This window comes from Streptomyces sp. NPDC048291, assembly GCF_043201715.1.
GTDB lineage: Bacteria > Actinomycetota > Actinomycetes > Streptomycetales > Streptomycetaceae > Streptomyces.
In genome coordinates this window covers 590,181-604,574 of sequence record NZ_JBICZC010000004.1, presented here as the reverse complement: position 1 = coordinate 604,574, position 14,394 = coordinate 590,181, and the positions used below count along the sequence as shown (strand labels likewise).

Genomic DNA, 14,394 nt, shown 5'->3' with positions numbered 1-14,394 from the left:
GTCGGTCCCACCAGTGTAGGGACGCGGTCTGTCAGCAGGGTCGCTTGCGCAGTTCCATCACGTAATCGTGTGGGGCGCCCGCGGATTCCGCCGCGTCGGCGATCTCGCCCAGGTAACGGGCGGAGGGCAGGCCGCCCTCGTAGCCGTCCAGGACGTAGAGCCAGGCGGTCTCCTCGCCCTCCAGGGTGTGCACGCGGACCCGGGCACGGCGGTAGATGCCCAGGCCGACGCCCTCCCAGCGGTCCATGGACTCCTCGTCCATCGGGGCGATGTCGTACAGGCCGACGAAGACCTGGGACATCGGGTCCTCGACGATCGTTGCCAGCGCGCCTTCCCAGCCCATGTGCTCGCCGCCGAAGGTCAGCCGCCATCCGTTCAGCCAGCCGGTGGCGCGCAGGGGCGAGTGCGGGGCGCGGCGGGACATCAGCCGCGCGTCGAGATTGCCGGCGTACCCGGCGTAGAGCGACGACATGGGGAGAGGGTACGGCAGCCGTCCCGGGTGTCCCTCCCGCCCCAGGCGGTGGTGGGTGGCGCCCCCGGGCAGTAGCACCTTGAAGCGTGCGGGACAATGGAGTACGTGACTCGGATCGTGATCATCGGTGGCGGACCCGGCGGCTATGAAGCGGCGCTGGTGGCCGCGCAGCTCGGCGCGGAGGTGACCGTCGTCGACTGCGACGGTCTGGGCGGAGCGTCGGTGCTGACCGACTGCGTGCCGTCGAAGACCCTTATCGCTACGGCCGAGGTCATGACGACCTTCGATTCGTCGTACGAGGAATTGGGGATCATCGTCGCCGACGACACCCCGCCGCTGGAGCAGGCCGCCCGGGTGGTGGGGGTCGATCTGGGGAAGGTCAACCGGCGTGTGAAGCGGCTGGCGCTGGCGCAGTCGCACGACATCACCGCCTCGGTCACGCGTGCGGGCGCGCGGGTCATGCGCGGGCGGGGGCGGCTGGAGGGCATGCAGGCCCTGGACGGGTCGCGGAAGGTCGTCGTCAGTACGGCGGACGGGAGCGAGGAGACCCTGGTCGCGGACGCGGTGCTCATCGCCACCGGCGGGCATCCGCGGGAGGTGCCCGACGCCCTGCCCGACGGCGAGCGGATTCTGAACTGGACGCAGGTGTACGACCTGACCGAGCTGCCCGAGGAGCTCATCGTGGTCGGGTCCGGTGTGACCGGCGCCGAGTTCGCGGGCGCCTACCAGGCCCTGGGCTCGCGGGTCACGCTGGTGTCCTCGCGGGACCGCGTGCTGCCGGGCGAGGACCCGGACGCCGCCGCCGTCCTGGAGGACGTGTTCCGGCGCCGTGGCATGAACGTCATGGCGCGGTCGCGGGCCGCCGCGGCGAAGCGGGTCGGGGACCGGGTCGAGGTCACGCTCGCGGACGGCCGGGTCATCAGCGGTTCGCACTGCCTGATGGCCGTCGGCGCCATTCCGAACAGCGCGGGGCTCGGGCTGGAGGAGGCCGGGGTCAAGCTGCGCGACTCCGGGCACATCTGGACCGACAAGGTGAGCCGGACGAGCGCGCCGGGTGTGTACGCGGCCGGTGACGTGACCGGTGTCTTCGCTCTCGCGTCCGTGGCCGCCATGCAGGGGCGGATCGCCATGTACCACTTCCTCGGCGACGCGGTGGCGCCGCTGAACCTGAAGACCGTGTCGTCGAACGTCTTCACCGATCCCGAGATCGCGACGGTGGGGTACACGCAGGCCGACGTGGACGCCGGGAAGATCGACGCCCGGGTCGTGAAGCTGCCGCTGCTGCGCAACCCGCGCGCGAAGATGCAGGGCATCCGGGACGGCTTCGTGAAGCTGTTCTGCCGGCCGGGAACCGGGATCGTGGTGGGCGGTGTGGTCGTCTCGCCGCGGGCCTCGGAGCTGATCCATCCGATCTCGATCGCCGTCGACAACAATCTGACGGTCGAACAGATCGCGAACGCTTTCACCGTGTACCCCTCCCTTTCGGGGTCGATCGCGGAGGTGGCGCGGCAGCTGCACACCCGTAAGGTGAACGGCGAGGCCTGACGGCCGGAACCGACTCCCCGCTGGTCACGGGGAGTTGTCGGGCATGCGTACGGCATAGTCGGGCTGGGTAGGCCCTATACCACTCCTGACCCTGCTGTGCGAACAACTTCTGCTATTCGGCGCAAACTGCTGAAAGCAGACGGTCGTTGGGGTTACTGTCAGTTTCGTGTTCGCTGCAGAACGTCGCCAATTGATCCTCGAAATGGTGCGAGCGAACGGGGCCGTGTCGCTCCGTGAGCTCGCCCGCGTCGTCCAGACCTCCGAAGTGACCGTACGGCGGGACGTGCGCGCACTGGAGGCAGAAGGACTCCTCGACCGCCGACATGGCGGTGCGGTACTGCCGGGCGGATTCACGCGGGAGTCCGGCTTTCCGCAGAAATCCCATCTCGCGACCGCCGAGAAGACGGCCATCGCCGATCTCGCCGCGGGCCTCGTCGAAGAGGGCGAGGCCATCGTGGTCGGGGCGGGGACCACGACCCAGGAACTCGCGCGCAGACTGGCGAGAGTGCCCGGCCTGACCGTCGTCACCAACTCACTGCTGGTGGCGCAGGCGTTGGCCCATGCCAACCGGGTCGAGGTCGTGATGACCGGTGGCACCCTGCGGGGCTCCAACTACGCGCTCGTCGGCTCCGGTGCGGAGCAGTCCCTGCAGGGGCTGCGCGTGTCGAAGGCCTTCCTGTCCGGGAGCGGCCTGACGGCCGAGCGGGGGCTGTCCACGTCCAACATGCTGTCGGCGTCCGTCGACCGGGCGCTGGTGCAGGCCGCCGCGGAGGTCGTCATCCTCGCCGACCACACCAAGCTCGGCACGGACACCATGTTCCAGACCGTGCCGACCGACCTCATCACCCGGCTGGTCACCGACGAGCCGCCGCCCCACGACGACCGTGCCGTCACCGAGTTGCAGGCCCTTGCCGACCAGGGGGTGCAGATCGCCGTGGCCGGGGCGTCGGGAAACCCGGGGGGTGATCAGGCCCCGGCGCGGCAGCAACAGCACCAACAGCGTCGGGACGTCGCCCTGCCGGGGCCGCGCCGGAGCCAGGGGCCGGGGCTGCGGTCGACGTCGATGCTGGGGGGAGAGCAGCCGACGGGGGGCGAGCGGGGGCGGGTCGCCGACATGCGGCGGCGGTGAGTGCGCCGGGTCGCGCAGTTCCTCCCCCAGCCGGCCTTCGGCCGGGGGTACCCCCGGCGCCCCCGGGTTTCTGACGCCTGAGTCCCCTGGTGCGGCACGGCCTCCGGTTCGGAAAACCGTCCGGAAAGCCGGGTGCCCGGCGAACGGGTGATGTTCGCCGGGCGGTGCGCTGCGGGGTGGCGTCAGTCCTTGATCTCGCAGATCACGGCGCCCGAGGTGAGGGACGCACCGACCTCGGCGGCGAGACCCTTCACGGTGCCGGCCTTGTGGGCGTTGAGCGGCTGCTCCATCTTCATCGCTTCGAGTACGACGATCAGGTCGCCCTCCTTGACCTCCTGGCCCTCCTCGACCGCGACCTTGACGATCGTGCCCTGCATGGGCGAGGCGAGGGTGTCGCCGGAGGCGGCCGGGCCGGACTTCTTGGCGGCGCGGCGCTTCGGCTTGGCGCCGGCGGCGAGGCCGGTGCGGGCCAGGGTCATGCCCAGGGACGCCGGGAGGGAGACCTCCAGGCGCTTGCCGCCGACCTCGACGACGACCGTCTCACGGCCGGCCTCCTCCTCGGCCTCGGCGTCGGCCGGGGCGGTGAAGGGCTTGATCTCGTTGACGAACTCGGTCTCGATCCAGCGGGTGTGGACCGTGAAGGGGTCCTCGGAGCCGCCCAGCTCGGGGGCGAACGCCGGGTCGCGGACGACGACGCGGTGGAACGGGATCGCCGTGGCCATGCCCTCGACCTGGAACTCGTCCAGGGCACGGGCGGCCCGCTGCAGGGCCTCCGCGCGGGTGCGGCCGGTGACGACCAGCTTGGCGAGGAGCGAGTCCCAGGCGGGGCCGATGACCGAGCCGGCCTCCACACCCGCGTCCAGGCGGACACCGGGGCCCGAGGGGGCGTCGAAGCGGGTGACCGTGCCGGGCGCGGGCAGGAAGTTGCGGCCCGGGTCCTCGCCGTTGATGCGGAACTCGAACGAATGACCGCGCAGCTCGGGGTCGTCGTAGCCGAGCGCCTCGCCGTCGGCGATGCGGAACATCTCGCGGACCAGGTCGATGCCGGCGACCTCTTCGGTCACCGGGTGCTCGACCTGGAGGCGGGTGTTGACCTCCAGGAAGGAGATCGTGCCGTCCTGGCCGACGAGGAACTCGCAGGTGCCCGCGCCGACGTAGCCGGCCTCCTTGAGGATGGCCTTGGAGGCGCGGTACAGCTCGGCGACCTGGGCCTCGGAGAGGAACGGCGCGGGGGCCTCCTCGACCAGCTTCTGGTGGCGGCGCTGGAGCGAGCAGTCACGGGTGGAGACGACCACCACGTTGCCGTGGGTGTCGGCCAGGCACTGGGTCTCCACGTGCCGGGGGCGGTCCAGGTAGCGCTCCACGAAGCACTCGCCGCGTCCGAAGGCGGCGACGGCCTCACGGACGGCCGAGTCGTACAGCTCCGGGACCTCTTCGAGGGTGCGGGCGACCTTCAGGCCGCGCCCGCCGCCGCCGAAGGCCGCCTTGATGGCGATCGGCAGGCCGTGCTCCTCGGCGAACGCCACGACCTCGTCGGCGCCGTTCACCGGGTCCGGGGTGCCGGCCACCAGCGGGGCACCGGCGCGCTGGGCGATGTGCCGGGCGGCCACCTTGTCGCCCAGGTCGCGGATGGCCTGCGGCGGCGGGCCGATCCAGGTCAGACCCGCGTCCAGGACCGCCTGGGCGAACTCCGCGTTCTCGGAGAGGAAGCCGTAGCCCGGGTGGACGGCGTCCGCGCCTGCTTCGCGGGCGGCGTTGAGGACCTTGGAGATGTCCAGGTAGCTGGTGGCGGGGGTGTCACCGCCCAGGGCGAACGCCTCATCCGCGGCGCGGACGTGCAGAGCGTCCCGGTCCGGATCCGCGTAGACGGCCACGCTCGCGATCCCGGCGTCCCGGCAGGCCCGGGCCACGCGGACAGCGATTTCGCCACGGTTGGCGATGAGCACCTTGCGCACGATTGAGGCTCCCTCCTTGAAACAAGCCGAGTTTAGGGACTGCCGACACGGCACTTCGACCCGTCCCCAGTGGTGACCTTGCCCACACGGAGCGTGATGCGAGAGTCACCCGACCCGGGAAATCCCTTGTCGCACCTCGGTACGCAGGACTCCTTCGGGAAACCCTAGCCCCGTCATGTGGTCAAGGTCTCTGTGAGAGCGTGCCGCGCCCCACTCCGTTTCTTTGTTGAGTCCCTACGAATGGCCCAACGTTTCTTTGCTGCCGACCGGACCCTTGTCCCGCGGTTTACCCGTTAGTAGCGTTCGCGATGTCTTGAACGAACTTCAAGTAACACCGGCTTGGCCGAGCGGTCGGGCCGTGAACGAAAGTGGGTGGGGACCGGTGGTGCGCAGACCGGTGGCGTGGGTCGTGGCGGTCGTACTCTTCGCCGAGGCATTCGGCATCGCCGCGCTCAACTGGTTCATGGGGGTGGTCGTCGACCGCCAGGACATGTCGCTGGCCGGCCTCGACCCGGACCGGATGTCGATGTCCGCGAAGGCCGGTGCCGTGGTCTTCGGCCTGTACTTCGCCCTGTGCGGCCTGGTGGCCCTCCTGGTCGCCGTCCGCAACCGGCCGCCCGCCGGCCTCGGCCGGGTGCTGCTGATCAGCGTGGCGGTCGTGCACGGCCTCCTGGGCGCCGTGTCGTGGGGGCTGGTCGGCTGGCGGGCGTTCCTGTACATGGTGATCGTCCTCGCCCTCGTCGTCCTGCTCCTGATGACGTACGACCAGGTGGACGGGGCCGGCGGGGCGGGTACGGAGACCGACGGCGGGGGAGAGGGCGGTTCCGGACCCGCGAGTGCCGAGGAGCCGGAGCCGGCGGCGGGACCGGGGGCGGAGGCGAAGAACGACACGCCGCCCGCGGGGCCGTTCACTCCGCCGGCGCCCACAACTCCGTGATGCCTACGCCGAGCTCCGCCAGCAGCCGGCGGACCAGGGGCAGGCTGATGCCGATCACGTTGCCGTGGTCGCCGTCGATGCCCTCGATGAACGGCGCGCTGCGGCCGTCCAGGGTGAACGCTCCCGCCACGTAGAGCGGTTCGCCCGTGGCGACGTACGCGGCGATCTCCTCGTCGGTGGGCTCGCCGAACCGTACGACCGTGGACGCGGTCGCCGACACCCAGCGCTTGCTCGCCGTGTCCCAGACGCAGTGCCCGGTCTGCAGGGTGCCGGCCCGGCCGCGCATCGACTTCCAGCGGGCGGTGGCCTCCTCGGCGTCGCCCGGCTTGCCCAGGGCCTGGCCGTCGAGGTCCAGCACGGAGTCGCAGCCGATGACGATCGCGCCCTGGACGTCGGGGCGGGCGGCGACCACGGACGCCTTCGCCTCCGCGAGGGCGAGGGCCAGGTCGGCCGGGGTGGGGGCGGTGACGGCGTCCTCGTCGACGCCGCTGACGATCACCTCGGGGGCGAGACCCGCCTGGCGCAGGAGGTTCAGCCGGGCGGGGGACTGGGAGGCGAGGACGAGTCTGCGCATGGGGGCAGCGTATCGGGGCGGGCCGACAGGGGGGCTGCTCACCTCACGCCGAGCACGATCATCAGGACGATCATGACCAGGGCCAGGAAGACGCCGAGCCGCCGGAGGGTGTTCTGCATGTCCTGCAGGTCCTTCGGCGGCTCGTCTTCGGGGTCCGACCACAGCATGTCACCAGCGTGGGGCTTGGCCGGGGGGCGGCGCCTGAGTAGGGGTACTCAAATTGGGTGCCGGGGTTCCTCTTGAGTGCGCCCACGCGGCGGAGCCGCATATTGATACAGCCCCGCGCCCCCGGGGCTGTTGCCACTAGGCCGGCCAGTAAGTGCGGCTCCAGGCGGTCGGGCTCGGTGCCGGGACGCGCTGCTGGGCGACGCGGCCGGGGTCGGACCAGGCGCTTGCCGGTCGTGGGATGCCGGGAGGAACGGCCGCCAGGGCCGCCGCGCGTGCCCGGACGACCGCCAGGGCGGCGGCCAGTTCCTCCGGGGTCGGGTTGCCCCGTATGACCTTGATCGTCACAGCGGCTCCTTAGAGGGGGATGTTGCCGTGCTTCTTCGGGGGCAGGGACTCGCGCTTGGTGCGGAGCTGGCGCAGGCCCCGTACGACGTGGCGGCGGGTGTCCGACGGCATGATGACGGCGTCGATGTAGCCGCGTTCGGCCGCCGTGTAGGGGTTGAGGAGGGCGTCCTCGTACTCCTGGATGAGCCGCGCCCGGGTGGCCTCGTCCTCTCCTGAGGCCTCCGCCTCGGCGATGGTGCGGCGGTGCAGGATGTTGACCGCGCCCTGGGCGCCCATGACCGCGATCTGGGCGGTGGGCCAGGCCAGGTTGAGGTCGGCGCCCAGGTGCTTGGAGCCCATGACGTCGTAGGCGCCGCCGAAGGCCTTGCGGGTGATGACGGTGATCAGCGGGACCGTCGCCTCGGCGTAGGCGTAGATCAGCTTGGCGCCGCGGCGGATGATGCCGTCGTGCTCCTGGTCGACGCCGGGCAGGAAGCCGGGGACGTCGACGAAGGTGATGACCGGGACGTTGAAGGCGTCGCAGGTGCGGACGAAGCGGGAGGCCTTCTCGCTCGCCTTGATGTCCAGGCAGCCGGCGAACTGCATGGGCTGGTTGGCGACGATGCCGACCGGGTGGCCCTCCACGCGGCCGAAGCCGGTGACGATGTTCGGGGCGAACAGGGCCTGTGTCTCGAAGAACTCGCCGTCGTCGACGACGTGTTCGATCACCGTGTGGATGTCGTACGGCTGGTTCGCGCTGTCCGGGACCAGGGTGTCCAGCTCGCGGTCCTCGTCGGTGACGGCGAGGTCGGCCTCCTCGGGGAAGACCGGGGGCTCGGAGAGGTTGTTGGACGGCAGGTACGACAGCAGCTGCTTGACGTACTCGACGGCGTCCTTCTCGTCGCCGGCCATGTGGTGGGCCACGCCGGAGACGGAGTTGTGGGTCCGGGCGCCGCCCAGCTCCTCGAAGCCGACGTCCTCGCCGGTGACCGTCTTGATGACGTCAGGGCCCGTGATGAACATGTGGGACGTCTGGTCGACCATGACCGTGAAGTCGGTGATGGCCGGCGAGTACACGGCGCCGCCGGCGCAGGGCCCGACGACGAGCGAGATCTGCGGGATCACGCCGCTGGCGTGGGTGTTGCGGCGGAAGATCTCGCCGTACGCGCCGAGGGAGGCGACGCCCTCCTGGATGCGGGCGCCGCCGGAGTCGTTGATGCCGATGACCGGGCAGCCGGTCTTCAGGGCGAAGTCCATGACCTTGACGATCTTCTGGCCGTACACCTCGCCGAGGGCGCCGCCGAAGACGGTGAAGTCCTGGGAGAAGACGGCGACGGGACGGCCGTCGACCGTGCCGTACCCGGTGACGACGCCGTCCCCGTAGGGGCGGTTCTTCTCCAGGCCGAAGTTGGTGGACCGGTGCCGGGCGAACTCGTCCAGTTCGATGAAGGAGCCCTCGTCGAGGAGCAGCTCGATCCGCTCACGGGCCGTCAGCTTGCCCTTGGCGTGCTGCTTTTCTACGGCGCGCTCCGAACCGGCGTGTGTCGCTTCGTGGACACGGCGCTGGAGATCCGCGAGCTTCCCCGCGGTCGTGTGAATGTCGATCTCTTCCGGCTCGGACATCGGGATGCGGCTCCCTGCCTGCTCAAAAGGGGGGACGGTTACTCATCCGTAGCGTAGTGGGGCGCCTACCAAACGGCAGTGCGGCGTACAACACACCTAGGGTGGCTTGCATGACGCCGCGAGACGCAGCAGACGCGAACAACAATCGTTGGTCCGACCTGGACCGTCCACCGCTGAACGGGGCCGGGCTGCGCAGGGCCCTGGTGCGGGACGGCGGGCAGGGGGGCCTGTACCGCGACATCGAGATCGTGGACCGCACCGGCTCCACCAATTCCGACCTGGTGGCCCGGGCCGTCGCGGGGGACGCCGACGAGGGCGCGGTGCTGGTCGCCGAGGAGCAGACGGCGGGGCGGGGCCGCCTTGACCGGCAGTGGACGGCGCCGGCCCGCTCGGGTCTGTTCTTCTCGGTGCTGCTGAAGCCGGCCGAGGTGCCGGTGGCCCGCTGGGGCTGGCTGCCGCTGCTCACGGGGGTGGCGGTGGCGACGGGGCTGGCGCGGGGCGCGGGCGTCGACACGGCGCTCAAGTGGCCGAACGACCTCCTCGTCACCGTCGGTCACGAGGAGCGCAAGGCCGGGGGCATCCTCGCGGAGCGGGCCGGCGAGGACGGGGTGGTGGTCGGCGTCGGCATCAACGTCACGCTCCGCGCGGCGGAACTGCCGGTGCCGCAGGCCGCTTCGCTGGCGCTGGCCGGGGCGGTGAGCACCGACCGGGAGACGCTGCTGAGGGCCGTCCTGCGGTCCCTGGAGGACTGGTACGGGCGCTGGCGCGGGGCCGGCGGCGATCCGGGCGCGAGCGGGCTCCAGGAGGCGTACGCGGCGGGCTGCGCGACGCTGGGGCGGACGGTGCGGGCGGAGCTGCCCGGGGACCGTGAGCTGGTCGGGGAGGCGGTGGCGATCGACGGCGACGGGAGGCTGGTGATCGCCACGAAGGAGGGGGTCCAGGAGCCGGTGGGCGCGGGCGACATCGTCCACCTGCGGGCTGCGTGAGGGTGGGCTGGGGGTGGGGACACTCACCGGCGCTCACCGGGTACCGCCACGCCCACCCGTGCCGCCCTGCGCCACGCCGGCCCGCAGCTGAGTAGCCCCGCAAGGGGCGCGGGGAACTGCGCGAACAGCCCCCACCGGCTCGCGGTGGACCGGCTGCCCGCGGCTGGGTGGGCCCCGCAAGGGGCGCGGGCAACCCCCACTCGCCGGCACTCGAAACTCGACCCCTCACCACCGCGATGTCGGCTTTCCTCACGAAGTGAGCTACCGCACAGCTGCCGTAGAGTTGAGCCTGGTCGGTATGCGACCGCGGTAGATCGGAAGGGCAGCAGGCGTGACCGTCGACGACACGGGCTCCGGCGCGGGCGCGGACGCCGCCGACTCCGGCGAGGACCCCCTCGCGCTGCGTCTCGAAGGCCTGATCCTCGGGGCCGAGCGCCGCTACACGCCCTTCCAGGCGGCCCGCAGCGCCGGTGTCTCCATGGAGCTGGCCTCGCGGTTCTGGCGGGCGATGGGCTTCGCCGACATCGGCCAGGCCAAGGCGCTGACGGAGGCCGACGTACTGGCCCTGCGCCGGCTCGCCGGCCTCGTCGAGGCGGGGCTGCTCAGCGAGGCCATGGCCGTGCAGGTGGCCCGGTCCACGGGGCAGACCACCGCCCGTCTGGCCGAGTGGCAGATGGATTCCTTCCTGGAGGGCCTGACCGAGCCGCCCGAGCCGGGCATGACCCGCACCGAGGTCACGTACCCGATCGTCGAACTGCTCCTGCCCGAGCTGGAGGAGTTCCTCGTCTACGTCTGGCGCCGCCAGCTCGCCGCCTCGGCCGGCCGGGTCGTGCAGGCCACCGACGACGAGGAGATGGTCGACCGCCGCCTCGCCGTCGGCTTCGCCGATCTCGTCGGGTTCACCCGGCTGACCCGGCGCATGGAGGAGGAGGAACTCGGCGAGCTGGTCGAGGCCTTCGAGACCACCGCCGCCGACCTGGTGGCGGCCCGCGGCGGCCGGCTCATCAAGACCCTCGGCGACGAGGTCCTGTACGCCGCAGACGACGCCGGTGTCGCCGCCGACATCGCGCTGCGCCTCGTCGAGACCATGGCGAACGACGAGACGATGCCGGAACTCCGCGTCGGCATGGCCTTCGGCACGGTCACCACCCGAATGGGCGATGTCTTCGGTACGACCGTGAACCTGGCCTCCCGTCTCACCTCGATAGCCCCGCGCGACGCCGTGCTCGTCGACAGCGCGTTCGCGGAGGAGCTGATCCGGGTGGGCGAGGCGCCGGCCTCGGAGGCGGCCGCCGCGGAGGAGGCGGCGACCGCCGAGAAGGAGGGCGAGGAGCCCCCCGTGTACCGCTTCGCACTCCAACCGATGTGGCAGCGCCCGGTGCGTGGCCTGGGGGTCGTGGAACCCTGGCTGCTCACCCGCCGCGACGGGGCGGTCCCGCCCGCGTAGGCCCGGCCTCCCGGGAAGTGCATCTGTCCGGGCCCGGCCCCCGGGTACCGCCACTGCTGCCGGTCCGTCATCCGACCTGCCGTGCCGGATGTTTCCGCTGTTTCCGCAGTGAGATCGACGTCAGCCGCCCGGTGTTCCCGCCGCGTCGACGCACAGGCCGATGACCGGGACGCAGAGGCCCGGCAGGCCGGGGGCGGAGGGCTGCGGTGTGGGGGTGGGGGCGGGCGTGTTCCGGGGCGGGGTCGAGGCGGGCCGTGGGGTGGCCGAGGGGGCAGGCGGGTTGGGGGACTCCGGGATGGTGGTCGTGCCCGGTGCGGCGGGCGGGCTCGGGGGCGTCGTGGCCGGGAGGGGTACGACGGTGGAGGTCGTCGTCGGTGCCGTGCTCGCCCCGCCCGTCACCGAGGCGGGTGAGAGGCTCGGCCGGGGGATGGCGGTGGCGCCGGCGACCGTGGCGGCGGCGGGGGTCGACCGGCCTGTCCCGGCGTCCGGACCGGGGCCCGGTTCCGCCTCTGCGGCGCCGGGTGCGCCGGCGCCCGGACCGACGCTCACCCGGACGAGGCTCAGGGCCCCGGCGGCCAGCGCGATACCGCCTGCGACGAGCAGGACCCTGCGGGGTCGGGGGCGGCGGTGCCGGCCTCGGGGGTGGGGGACGAACAGGCGCGGGCCGGCGGGGGCGGTGCGCGCGGCCGGCGTCGGTGCGGGGTTCGCGGCGGACAGCGGCGTGGAGTCCGCGTCCGGCGTCGGCTCCGCGGCCGTGAGGTCGGTTTCTCGCGTCGGCTGTGTCGACGACTCGGTCATCACGATCCCTCCCGATGCCCTCGCGCCCCCGATGCGCATGGCGAGCGCACGTTATGCGCTCCCCTGGGCGGTGAGGCGTGACTTGGGCGGGATGTCACTCGAACGGGTTGCCGGGGGTGGGCGCGGGAACCGGGTGGTCGCCCTTTCCCGTTCGCAACTCGGCTGGGATGATCGGGGCCAGGCTGTTAACCCGCGTTAACCGGAGGGTGTGTCGTGAGCGAGGAGCGGTTCGGGGAGTTCGTGCTGGTACGACGGCACGGTCACGTCACGGAGCTGGTGCTGGACCGGCCCAAGGCCATGAACGCGGTGTCGGCGGAGATGTCGCGTTCGATCGTGGCCGCGTGCGCCGCGCTGGGCGCCGACCGGGATGTCCGGGTGGTCGTGCTGACCTCCTCGCACGAGCGGGCGTTCTGCGTCGGCGCCGACCTGAAGGAGCGCAACGCGATGACCGACGCGGAGCTGCTCCGGTCGCGTCCGCTCTCGCGCGGGGCGTACACCGGTGTGCTGGAGCTGCCGATGCCGACGATCGCCGCCGTGCACGGTTACGCGCTCGGCGGGGGCTTCGAACTGGCCCTGTCCTGCGACGTGATCGTGGCCGACGCCACGGCCGTGGTGGGCCTGCCCGAGGTGTCGGTGGGCGTGATCCCGGGCGGCGGCGGTACGCAGCTGCTGCCCCGCCGAGTGGGGGCGGCCCGCGCGGCCGAGCTGATCTTCTCGGCGCGGCGGGTGCCGGCGCCGGAGGCGCGTGCGCTGGGTCTGGTCGACGAGCTGGTGGAGGCGGGGCGGGACCGGGAGGCGGCGCTGGAGCTGGCGGCGCGGATGGCGGCGAACTCGCCGGTGGGGCTGCGGGCGGCGAAGCGGGCGTTGCGGCTCGGGCACGGGCTGGATCTGCGGACGGGGCTGGAGGTGGAGGACGCGGCGTGGCGGACGGTGGCGTTCTCGGGGGACCGGGCGGAGGGGGTCGCGGCGTTCAACGAGAAGCGTCCGCCGGAGTGGCCGGGGGAGTGACGTGCGGGTGGGTGGGGCCGGGAGGTGGGGACGCTTACCGGCGCCGGCCGGGTGCCGCCGCGCCCACCCGTGCCGCCCCAGCGGCACGACTGCCCGCAGCTGTGTTTTTGTCTTCAGGGGCGCGGGGAACTGCGCGAGAGGCCCCACCGGCTCGCAGTCCGCGACGCACCTGTTCGCCCCATCAACGTCTCGAATAAACCAAATCCTCCCTAACCTGGAGTAATGGGTGAGGACAACCGGCTCGCCGCCGTCGTGGCGCTAGCGCAGGGCATGGCCGCGGCTCACACCCCACGTGAGTGCTGGCACGCCGCCGCGACCGGCGCCTGCCGTGCGCTGGACGGCAGCTTCGCCGCGCTCTCCGTCTGGGAGCGCGAACTCGGCCGGCTCCGGGTCCTCGTGAACGTGGGGGAGCGCGCCCCCGACGAGGAGGAGTTCCCGGAGGCCGAGGCCTATCCGGTGCACCAGTTCCCGGAGATCACCGAGTTCCTCCATGAACGCTGGGCGGGCGGCGGCGGCCCCAACGCCTGGGTCGAGACGGCCGAGGGTCCCGCCGCCGGCCGCCCCGGTTACTCCCACCGCCGTGTCGACGCCCTGCGCCGCCGGGGCCGCGGCTGCTGCCTGGTCGCCCCGATCGTCCTGCACGGCAGGGCCTGGGGCGAGCTGTACGTGGCCCGCGCCGTCCGCGCCCCCGTCTTCGACCGTGCCGACGCCGACTTCGCCACCGTCCTCGCCTCCGTCGTCGCCGCCGGGATCGCGCAGACCGAGCAGTTGGAGGAGGCCCGCCGGCTCGCGTACACCGACGCCCTCACCGGGCTCGCCAACCGCCGTGCCGTCGACGTACGGCTCGACGAGGCGGTCGAGCAGCACCGCGCGGAGGGGGTCGTGGTCAGCCTGGTCGTCTGCGATCTCAACGGGCTGAAGAAGGTCAACGACACCTGTGGGCACGCCGTCGGCGACCGTCTTCTGGAGCGGTTCGGCTCGGTGCTGTCGCTCTGCGGGGCGATGCTTCCGGGCGCGCTGGCCGCGCGGCTCGGCGGGGACGAGTTCTGTCTGCTGGCGGTCGGCCCGCCGGCCGACGACGTGGTCGAGGCGGCCGGTGAACTCTGCCGCCGGGCAGGGGAGTTGGAGCTGGGTGAGGGCGTCGCGTGCGGGGTCGCCTCGACCGCGGACCCGATCGGTCCCGTGCGCTCCGGCCGTCGGCTGTTCCGACTCGCCGACGCGGCCCAGTACCGGGCCAAGGCGCTGCACGCCGAGCGGCCGGTGGTGGCCGGGCGGGAGGGGCCGGACGACCCTGTCGTGCGGCTGGCCGACGCGCCGCCGTCGGAGCGGGCGGAGCGGCGGAGCTTCCGCGGACGCCGGGGGCTGTGACGTACAAGTAAGGGGCAACCCCGTGCCCCACTAGTGACAGCGGCTGCATTCACTGCGTAC

Annotated in this window: 14 protein-coding genes; 7 read left to right on the top strand and 7 right to left on the bottom strand. The window is 72.3% G+C overall.

Annotated features, from left to right (window positions below):
• Positions 1 to 31: 31 nt before the first annotated feature.
• On the bottom strand, positions 32 to 472 hold the full coding sequence (locus tag ACGF5O_RS13575; protein WP_362595022.1) for a gamma-glutamylcyclotransferase: 441 nt from the start codon (positions 470 to 472) through the stop codon (positions 32 to 34).
• 96 nt (positions 473 to 568) lie between these two features.
• Between ACGF5O_RS13575 and ACGF5O_RS13570 the strand changes: the two genes are divergently transcribed.
• Both ACGF5O_RS13570 and ACGF5O_RS13565 read left to right on the top strand, forming a co-directional pair.
• Entirely contained in the window at positions 569 to 2,017 is a 1,449-nt protein-coding gene (locus tag ACGF5O_RS13570) for an NAD(P)H-quinone dehydrogenase (protein WP_393810029.1), read from the top strand.
• A gap of 166 nt (positions 2,018 to 2,183) precedes the next feature.
• A complete protein-coding gene (locus tag ACGF5O_RS13565; protein WP_362595026.1) occupies positions 2,184 to 3,146 on the top strand; it encodes a DeoR/GlpR family DNA-binding transcription regulator in 963 nt (320 codons plus the stop codon).
• A 182-nt stretch (positions 3,147 to 3,328) separates the two neighbouring features.
• Here the strand turns inward: ACGF5O_RS13565 and ACGF5O_RS13560 are convergent, their stop codons facing one another.
• Positions 3,329 to 5,101: an acetyl/propionyl/methylcrotonyl-CoA carboxylase subunit alpha gene (locus ACGF5O_RS13560; protein ID WP_393810028.1), complete on the bottom strand. Its 1,773-nt coding sequence runs from the start codon at positions 5,099 to 5,101 to the stop codon at positions 3,329 to 3,331.
• Between the two features lie 382 nt (positions 5,102 to 5,483).
• Between ACGF5O_RS13560 and ACGF5O_RS13555 the strand changes: the two genes are divergently transcribed.
• Positions 5,484 to 6,038: a hypothetical protein gene (locus tag ACGF5O_RS13555; protein WP_393810027.1), complete on the top strand. Its 555-nt coding sequence runs from the start codon at positions 5,484 to 5,486 to the stop codon at positions 6,036 to 6,038.
• Here the strand turns inward: ACGF5O_RS13555 and ACGF5O_RS13550 are convergent.
• The 4 genes from ACGF5O_RS13550 to ACGF5O_RS13535 form a co-directional block, all read right to left on the bottom strand.
• Positions 6,010 to 6,612, bottom strand: a complete 603-nt coding sequence (locus ACGF5O_RS13550) for a nucleoside triphosphate pyrophosphatase (protein WP_362595032.1) — start codon at positions 6,610 to 6,612, stop codon at positions 6,010 to 6,012. The two genes, ACGF5O_RS13555 and ACGF5O_RS13550, sit on opposite strands and share 29 nt — an antisense overlap.
• 38 nt (positions 6,613 to 6,650) lie before the next feature.
• Positions 6,651 to 6,779 (bottom strand): morphogenic membrane protein MmpB, encoded by a 129-nt coding sequence (gene mmpB, locus ACGF5O_RS13545; RefSeq protein ID WP_362595034.1) that lies wholly within the window; start codon positions 6,777 to 6,779, stop codon positions 6,651 to 6,653.
• Between the two features lie 136 nt (positions 6,780 to 6,915).
• Entirely contained in the window at positions 6,916 to 7,125 is a 210-nt protein-coding gene (locus ACGF5O_RS13540; RefSeq protein ID WP_393810026.1) for an acyl-CoA carboxylase epsilon subunit, read from the bottom strand.
• A 9-nt stretch (positions 7,126 to 7,134) separates the two neighbouring features.
• Positions 7,135 to 8,727, bottom strand: a complete 1,593-nt coding sequence (locus tag ACGF5O_RS13535; protein ID WP_393810025.1) for an acyl-CoA carboxylase subunit beta — start codon at positions 8,725 to 8,727, stop codon at positions 7,135 to 7,137.
• Between the two features lie 110 nt (positions 8,728 to 8,837).
• Here ACGF5O_RS13535 and ACGF5O_RS13530 point away from each other — a divergent pair, with 110 nt between their 5' ends.
• Entirely contained in the window at positions 8,838 to 9,713 is an 876-nt protein-coding gene (locus ACGF5O_RS13530) for a biotin--[acetyl-CoA-carboxylase] ligase (protein WP_393810024.1), read from the top strand.
• A gap of 331 nt (positions 9,714 to 10,044) precedes the next feature.
• Positions 10,045 to 11,160, top strand: a complete 1,116-nt coding sequence (locus ACGF5O_RS13525) for an adenylate/guanylate cyclase domain-containing protein (RefSeq protein ID WP_362595042.1) — start codon at positions 10,045 to 10,047, stop codon at positions 11,158 to 11,160.
• Positions 11,161 to 11,280: 120 nt separating this feature from the next.
• Here ACGF5O_RS13525 and ACGF5O_RS13520 read toward each other — a convergent pair whose 3' ends face one another.
• Positions 11,281 to 11,958 (bottom strand): hypothetical protein, encoded by a 678-nt coding sequence (locus ACGF5O_RS13520; RefSeq protein WP_393810023.1) that lies wholly within the window; start codon positions 11,956 to 11,958, stop codon positions 11,281 to 11,283.
• A gap of 213 nt (positions 11,959 to 12,171) precedes the next feature.
• Between ACGF5O_RS13520 and ACGF5O_RS13515 the strand changes: the two genes are divergently transcribed.
• Complete coding sequence (locus tag ACGF5O_RS13515) at positions 12,172 to 12,966, top strand: enoyl-CoA hydratase/isomerase family protein (protein WP_393810022.1); 795 nt, start codon at positions 12,172 to 12,174, stop codon at positions 12,964 to 12,966.
• Between the two features lie 222 nt (positions 12,967 to 13,188).
• Positions 13,189 to 14,334 carry a diguanylate cyclase domain-containing protein gene (locus ACGF5O_RS13510; RefSeq protein WP_393810021.1) on the top strand — a complete coding sequence of 382 codons (1,146 nt, stop codon included), beginning with the start codon at positions 13,189 to 13,191 and terminating at the stop codon, positions 14,332 to 14,334.
• The last annotated feature ends 60 nt before the right edge of the window (positions 14,335 to 14,394 follow it).